The 6,446-nt window shown below is 71.5% G+C and carries 7 protein-coding genes; 3 read left to right on the forward strand and 4 right to left on the reverse strand.

The features are described 5' to 3' along the window. Positions 1-343, forward strand: a 343-nt coding sequence (rnhA, locus tag ABDW35_RS29490; protein WP_343717416.1) for a ribonuclease HI, incomplete at its 5' end; no start/stop codon positions are given. Between the two features lie 98 nt (positions 344-441). After that, entirely contained in the window at positions 442-1,437 is a 996-nt protein-coding gene (locus ABDW35_RS29495; RefSeq protein WP_343717417.1) for a saccharopine dehydrogenase NADP-binding domain-containing protein, read from the forward strand. Positions 1,438-1,559: 122 nt separating this feature from the next. On the opposite strand, the gene ABDW35_RS29500 is transcribed toward ABDW35_RS29495, so the two are convergent. Beyond that, positions 1,560-2,045, reverse strand: a complete 486-nt coding sequence (locus tag ABDW35_RS29500) for a peroxiredoxin (RefSeq protein ID WP_343717418.1) — start codon at positions 2,043-2,045, stop codon at positions 1,560-1,562. A gap of 61 nt (positions 2,046-2,106) precedes the next feature. Next, positions 2,107-4,239 carry a protein-disulfide reductase DsbD domain-containing protein gene (locus tag ABDW35_RS29505; protein ID WP_343717419.1) on the reverse strand — a complete coding sequence of 711 codons (2,133 nt, stop codon included), beginning with the start codon at positions 4,237-4,239 and terminating at the stop codon, positions 2,107-2,109. Between the two features lie 117 nt (positions 4,240-4,356). Between ABDW35_RS29505 and ABDW35_RS29510 the strand changes: the two genes are divergently transcribed. Continuing rightward, complete coding sequence (locus ABDW35_RS29510; RefSeq protein ID WP_343717420.1) at positions 4,357-4,953, forward strand: YqgE/AlgH family protein; 597 nt, start codon at positions 4,357-4,359, stop codon at positions 4,951-4,953. A 91-nt stretch (positions 4,954-5,044) separates the two neighbouring features. On the opposite strand, the gene ABDW35_RS29515 is transcribed toward ABDW35_RS29510, so the two are convergent. Continuing rightward, entirely contained in the window at positions 5,045-5,593 is a 549-nt protein-coding gene (locus ABDW35_RS29515; RefSeq protein WP_343717421.1) for an RNA 2'-phosphotransferase, read from the reverse strand. 34 nt (positions 5,594-5,627) lie between these two features. After that, positions 5,628-6,338: a class I SAM-dependent methyltransferase gene (locus tag ABDW35_RS29520; protein ID WP_343717422.1), complete on the reverse strand. Its 711-nt coding sequence runs from the start codon at positions 6,336-6,338 to the stop codon at positions 5,628-5,630. Positions 6,339-6,446 lie beyond the last annotated feature (108 nt).

Genomic DNA, 6,446 nt, shown 5'->3' on the forward strand with positions numbered 1-6,446 from the left:
GCTGACCACCAACAACCGGATGGAGCTGATGGCCGCCATCCAGGCGCTGGAGGCGATGAAGCGCCCGGTCGAGGCGGTGCTGACCACCGACAGCCAGTATGTCCGCAACGGCGTGATGACGTGGATGAAGGGCTGGAAGGCCCGCGGCTGGGTCACCGCCGACCGCAAGCCGGTGAAGAATGTCGACCTGTGGCAGCGCCTCGACGCCGCCACGGTGCCGCACAAGATCCGCTGGGAATGGACCCGCGGCCATGCCGGCCACGCCGAGAACGAGCGGGTGGACGAGCTGGCGCGCAAGGGCCTGCGCGAATTCGGCCGCGGCCTGGCGCCGATCGAGACTTGAACCGCACCATCCTTTCTCCATATTACGAATAGTAACTTACTATTCGTAATTGTGCCGCCACGCCTGTCGGCTGGCGCTCTGGGGAAGGGAAGAAGACCATGGTTCAGCGAGTCCTGATTGCCGGCGGCTACGGCGCGGTCGGCGGCACCGCTGCCCGCTACCTGCGCCGGCTGGCGCCGGATCTCGAGATCATCCTGGCGGGTCGGACTCCGGAGTCCGGCGCTGAGCTGGCGCGGGAGATCGGGGCGACGACCCTGCGGCTCGACGTCGCCGACCCGGCCGCAGCATTGGCGGAGGCCGGGCCGGTCGACCTGATCGTGGCGGCGCTGCAGGACCGCGGCGACGCGCTGATCCGGGCGGCCATGGCGCAGGGCGCCGCCCATATCGGCGTCACCAAGGTGGTGGAGGAGACCGGGCCGGCGGTGTTCGCGGCGCTGCATGCGCCGCCGCGGCGGCCGGTGGTGCTGGCCGGCCACTGGGCGGCCGGGGTGTTGATCCTGGCGGCCCGGCCGGCGATCGCGGAGTTCGATCGAGTCGACTCGGTCGCCATGGCCGCCCTCTACGATGCAGCGGATTCAGTCGGCCCGATGAGCGCCGCCGACGCCGAGGCCTTCTCCCCCCGCGCCCTGCTGCGCCGGGCCGGGCAATGGGCCTGGGTCGACGGCAATGAGCACAGCCGCAGCCTTCGCTTCGCCGACGGAGAGGCGACGGTGCAGCCCCTGGCCGCGCTCGACGTGCCCAGCTTGGCGGCGCTCACCGGCGCCCCCGACATCCGCTTCGATTTCGGCATGGCCGACTCGCTCGGCACCCGGGCCGGCGGCCGCGCCTCGCATGAGGGCGTGATCGAGATCGTGGGGGTGTCGCGGTCGGGGCAGCCGGCCCGGCGGCGGATCCTGGTGTCGGACCCGAAGGGCGTGGACCACATGACGGCGCTGGGCGCCGTGGTGATTGCCGAGCGCGCGCTTGGCCTGGACGGGCTGCCGCTGCCGTCCGGCGGCTTGGCTCTGCCCGAGACCCTGGTCGCGCCCGAGGCGGCGCTGGCCCGGTTCGAGCAGTTCGGTGTCCGGATCACGACGGAGACCGATCCGGCTTAGGGGCTTCTGGCTTTCCCCTTCTGTCATGCCCGGGCTTGACCCGGGCATCCAGAGAGCGTCGACACCCTCTGGATTGCCGGGTCAAGCCCGGCAATGACAGAAAGGGGACGAAAGAAACCGCGTCAGAGCGCCGCGAGGATGGCCTCGCCGCTCGACACCTCGAAGGCGCCCGGCTTCTCGACGCCGAGATGGGTGACGACGCCGTCCTTGGCGATCAGGGCGAAGCGCTGCGACCGGGTGCCCAGGCCGTAGCCCGACCCGTCCATCTCCAGCCCCAGCGCCTTGGTGAAGGTGGCGTTGCCGTCCGGCAGCATGAACACGGTCTCAGGCGACACGTCGTTCTTGTCGGCCCAGGCCTTCATCACGAAGGGGTCATTCACCGACAGACAGACGATCTGGTCGACGCCCTTGGCCTTCAGCGCCTCGGCGTTATTGATGAAGCTCGGCAGGTGCTTGGCCGAGCAGGTCGGGGTGAAGGCGCCCGGCACCGCGAACAGCGCCACGGTCTTCCCCGCGAGCAGCTCGTCGGTCTTGACCTCGGCCATGCCTTCCTTGCCGAGATACTTCAGCGTGACCGACGGGACGCGGTCGCCAACCTTGATCGTCATGGGGTTCTCTCCGCCAGATTCTGTGAGGCCGGCCCGCAGCCGGCCGGCCTTTGCCAAAGGGTTACGAGCTCGCGCCGCGGGCCTGCTTCAGGGCGTCCAGGACCGCATCGGTGCTCAGCAGCTCCGGCAGCAGGATCCCGTCCGGCGCCCCCGGCCCGTACACGGCGTTGAACGGTATGCCGTAGCGGCCATGCGCCGCAAGGTAGTCGGCGATCGCCGGGTCGGGATTGGTCCAGTCGGCCAACAGCGGCGCCACGCCGGGCGCGGCCAGGGCCGCGGCCACCGGGTCGCGGTCGATCACCAGCAGCTTGTTGACCTTGCAGGTCAGGCACCAGTCGGCGGTGACGTCGACGAACACCACCTTGCCCTCGCGCACCAGCGTGGGGATGGTGGCACGGTCGAACCGGATCCAGGGGATGGCCGATGCCGCCTGCACCGTCGCCGCGTCGGACCGGTCGAAGCGCAGCGGCAGCAGCACCGCCGCCAGGGCCAGGACCATGGCGACGACGACGCCGGCGCGCCGGAGGGCGATGCCACCGCGCCGGCGCAGCCACAGCACCAGCACGATCGCCGCCAGCGCCGCCGCCACCACGGCGGCCGCTGCCGGCGGCACCTGCACGGCCAGGACGGTCAGCAGCCAGGCCGCCGTGCCGAACAGGGCGAGGCCCAGCACGGCCTTGACCCAGACCATCCAGCGGCCGGGGCGCGGCAGAAGCCGGGCCAAGCCCGGCACCGCGGCGATCAGCAGATAGGGCAGGGCCATGCCGAGGCCGAGCGCGGCGAAGATGGCGCCGATCTCCACCGGCCCGCGCGACAGGGCGAAGCCCAGCGCGGTGCCGACGAAGGGGGCGGAGCAGGGGGTGGCCAGCAGCGTGGCGAAGGCGCCGGTCAGGAACGGCGCGACCAGCCCGTTCCGCTCCGGCCGTCCGGCGCCGCTGGCGCGGGCCGCGGCGTCCATGGCGCGGCCGGGCAGCACCACCTCGAACAGGCCCAGCATGTTGGCGCCGAACAGGGTGACGATCACCGCCATCGCTGCCAGGAACACCGGCTCCTGGAACTGGATGCCCCAGCCGACCGAGGCGCCGGCCGCCTTCAGCGCCACCGCGCCGCCCGCCAGCACCAGGAAGGAGGCGACAATGCCGGCCGCGGTGGCCAGCAGGCCCAGCCGTTGCCGACGCGGCGTCCGGGCCTCGACTCCGCCGAGCTTGACGATCGACAGCAGCTTGAGGGACAGCACCGGCAGTACGCAGGGCATCAGGTTCAGGATCAGCCCGCCCAGCAGGGCCACGCCCAGGATGCCCAGCCAGCCGGCTGCGCCGGTCGCCGTCGCGGCCGCCACCGGGCCGACCGTCGCTTTGGCTTCGACGCTGCGCGGCCCGTCGACCAGGGTCAGCGCCACCGGGGTGCCGCTCAACCCCTTCGGCGGATCGTCGGCCGACTGGATCCGGTCGATCTCGGCCACCAGCCTGCGGCCGCCCTCGCTCGTGGTGATGCGCGGCGCGGCGAAGGCGTCGCCCGGCGTGCCCTCGACGAAGACGTCCGGCGCCTGGAACGGCTCGCGCGCCGTCGCCTCGATCCGCAGGCCGCCATTCGGGCCCGCCGCGGTCGCCGCGACCGGGCCGATGGCCAGGCCGGCAGCGGCGCCGTCGCCCGGCACGGTGTTGGCGTAGCGGTCGATCAGGTTGGCCGCGTCCGGGTCGGGCGCCGCCGGGCCGGCCGGCAGGTCCAGCGCGAATTTGAAGTTGGCCGGGATGCAGATGTCGCTGCACACCAGCACGGTCGCGGCCAGGGCCAGGTGCTGCGGCTGCCCGGCCTGCGCCACCGGCAGGGTCAGCGGGAACACCACCTCGGTCTCGTAGCCATAGGTCTCGAGGCCGAACAGCTGGAACCGGTGCGGCGCCGGATAGGCCAGCGTCGCGGTGCCGAGATTCTGCGAGCCCGCCCAGTCCAGCGCCGGCGGCAGCCCGGCATCGCCGGGGGACCGCCAATAGGTCTTCCAGTGCGGGTCCAGCCGGATGTGCAGCCCGGCGGGGATCTCGCCCAGCGTGCCGGTGCCATCGACCGCCGTGACCAGCCGTGCCGACGCGCCCTTGGCCTGCTGCCACGGCGTCTCGGCGGCCCCGGCCAGGCCGGGGCCGGCCAGCGCGGCGAGGCTGAGCGCGGCAGCCGCCAGGAATGCGAGCCTAGACCTCATCGAATCTCCGGCACCATGAAACCGCCTTTCTTTGGCCTATATAGTCGTTCGGAACCAGCCCGGCGCGGGTTAGCCTTAGTGTCGCGGCAGAAAACGGAAAGCGGAGCATTGGGCGGTATGAGTCGGGCGAAATCCTCCAAGGGCGTCAAGGTGCCGGCGGATGGCGGCTATCTCGCGGGGCAACTGCTGATCGCCATGCCGACTCTGATCGCGCCGCCCTTCGCCCGCACGGTGATCTATCTGTGCGCCCATAACGAGCAGGGCGCCATGGGTCTCGTGGTCAACAAGCCACTGCAGACCATCGACTTCCCGACGCTGCTCGACCAGCTCGGTATCCCGCATGGCGACCTCCTGGGCAGCACCCGTGTGCAGTTCGGCGGCCCGGTCGAATCGGGCCGCGGCTTCGTGCTGCATTCGACCGACTACAAGGCCGAGAAGACGGTGGTGGTCGGCGACGTCGCCGTGACCTCGACGCTCGAGGTGCTGCAGGCCATCGCCGGCGGCACCGGCCCCAGCCGGCACATGCTGGCGCTGGGCTATGCCGGCTGGAGCGCCGGACAGCTCGACGCCGAGATCCAGGCCAATGGTTGGCTCACCGTGCCCTGCGATTCCGACATCCTGTTCGGCGAGGATTTGTCGGTGAAGTGGGAGCGCGCCATCGCCAAGCTCGGCATCGATCCGATGATGCTGTCGGGCGAGGCCGGGCACGCTTAGGAGCTGAACGCGTTGCCTCTCCCGCGTCCGGCGGGAGAGGCAACGCATGACCGATCAGGACTGACAGTGCAAAGCGGCGAGAGGAGTGGGCTCAGTCCGGCTCGTCCAGAAACGCCGGCGGCACGGACTTGGTCAGCCACACGCCGTTCTCGGCGCGGTGAAAGACGAAGCCCTGGCGATGCATGGCGCCAGCGGCAACGGTCAGCACCACCGGCCGGCCATGCCGGCGCCCGACGGCCGTCGCGGTCTCCACATCCGGCGACAGATGCACGAGGTGGCGCGAGCCGGCGACCAGCCCCTCCGCCCGGATCGACTCCAGGAAGCGCGACGCCGTGCCGTGGAACAGCTGCTCCGGCGGCTCCACCGGCTCATAGGCGATGGCCACCTCGGCCGTCGAATGGCCCTGCACGGCGCGGATCCGGGCGCCGTCCGGGCTGATGGCGAAGCGCTTCTTGTCACTGGTGTCAACCACGGCGCGGATCAGGTCGCGGTCCAGCACCGTGCCGTTCGCGGCCGCGGCGGCGATCAGCGCGTCGATTCCGGCCCAGCCCTCGTTGTCGAGCGCCAGACCGATGGCCTGCGGCTTGTGCCGCAGGACATAGCTCAGGAACTTGCTGGTCTCGGTCAGGCGGTCGGCCATGGCGGGTCTTTCGAAGATCGGCGGCCGCAGCCTATCACAGCCGCCTGGCCATCCAGGCGCCCCAGAACAGGCTGGAGAAGAAGCAGGTCGACGGGCCGAAACCGGTCTCGGCCAGCAAGGCGGCGACGGCCTCCTCCGAGGCCGGCGGGTCGGCGCCTTGCAGGATGCGGCCGAGCTTGGCCTGCACCTCCTCCGGCCCGGCGCCATGCATGCGCCAGCGCTGGCCCCAGGCCTCAAGCAGCAGCGGCCGGCTGGCATAGGCGAAGCGGTTGCCGGCCAGGATCAGCGGCGCTCCCGGCGTCAGCCGGTCCGCCAGCGACCGCAGAATCGCCCGCTTGGCATCGTCGCCGGGCAGATGGTGCAGCACGCCGATCAGCGTCGCCGCGTCGAAGCGCCGGTCCCGCGGCAGGTCGTCGACGGTGCCGGGCACGATTTCCGTCCGCCCGTCCAGCCCGGCCTCACGAACCCGTGCGGCGGCCAGGGCCAGCATCGGCTGCGACGGGTCGACGGCGGTGAAGCGCCAGCCGGGCTCCAGCGCCCCGGCGGTGACGATCTCCCGTGCCCCGCCGCCGGCGCCGGCCACCAGGATCTCGGCCGTGCCTCCGGAGCCGAGCACGGCCGCCAGCATGCAGGCCGACAGCTCGTGGCAGGCATCGTAGCCGGCGAGGGCGATGCGGCTTTGCACCTCGTATTCGCCGGCGCGGGCGGGATCGAATTTGCGTGCGGAGTCGGCTGCTGCGGCCATGGCGGGGCTCCGTGGGCCAGCCACACCCCACCTGTCATTGCCGGGCTTGACCCGGCAATCCAGAGGGCGTCGACACCTTCTGGATGCCCGGGTCAAGCCCGGGCATGA

The organism is Inquilinus sp., assembly GCF_039594555.1.
Taxonomy (GTDB): domain Bacteria; phylum Pseudomonadota; class Alphaproteobacteria; order DSM-16000; family Inquilinaceae; genus Inquilinus.

Coding starts and splice junctions, on each gene's coding strand:
- ABDW35_RS29520 (WP_343717422.1), bottom strand. CDS start 6,338: ATGGCCGCAGCAGCCGACTCCGCACGCAAATTCGATCCCGCCCGCGCC.
- ABDW35_RS29495 (WP_343717417.1), top strand. CDS start 442: ATGGTTCAGCGAGTCCTGATTGCCGGCGGCTACGGCGCGGTCGGCGGC.
- ABDW35_RS29505 (WP_343717419.1), bottom strand. CDS start 4,239: ATGAGGTCTAGGCTCGCATTCCTGGCGGCTGCCGCGCTCAGCCTCGCC.
- ABDW35_RS29500 (WP_343717418.1), bottom strand. CDS start 2,045: ATGACGATCAAGGTTGGCGACCGCGTCCCGTCGGTCACGCTGAAGTAT.
- ABDW35_RS29515 (WP_343717421.1), bottom strand. CDS start 5,593: ATGGCCGACCGCCTGACCGAGACCAGCAAGTTCCTGAGCTATGTCCTG.
- ABDW35_RS29510 (WP_343717420.1), top strand. CDS start 4,357: ATGAGTCGGGCGAAATCCTCCAAGGGCGTCAAGGTGCCGGCGGATGGC.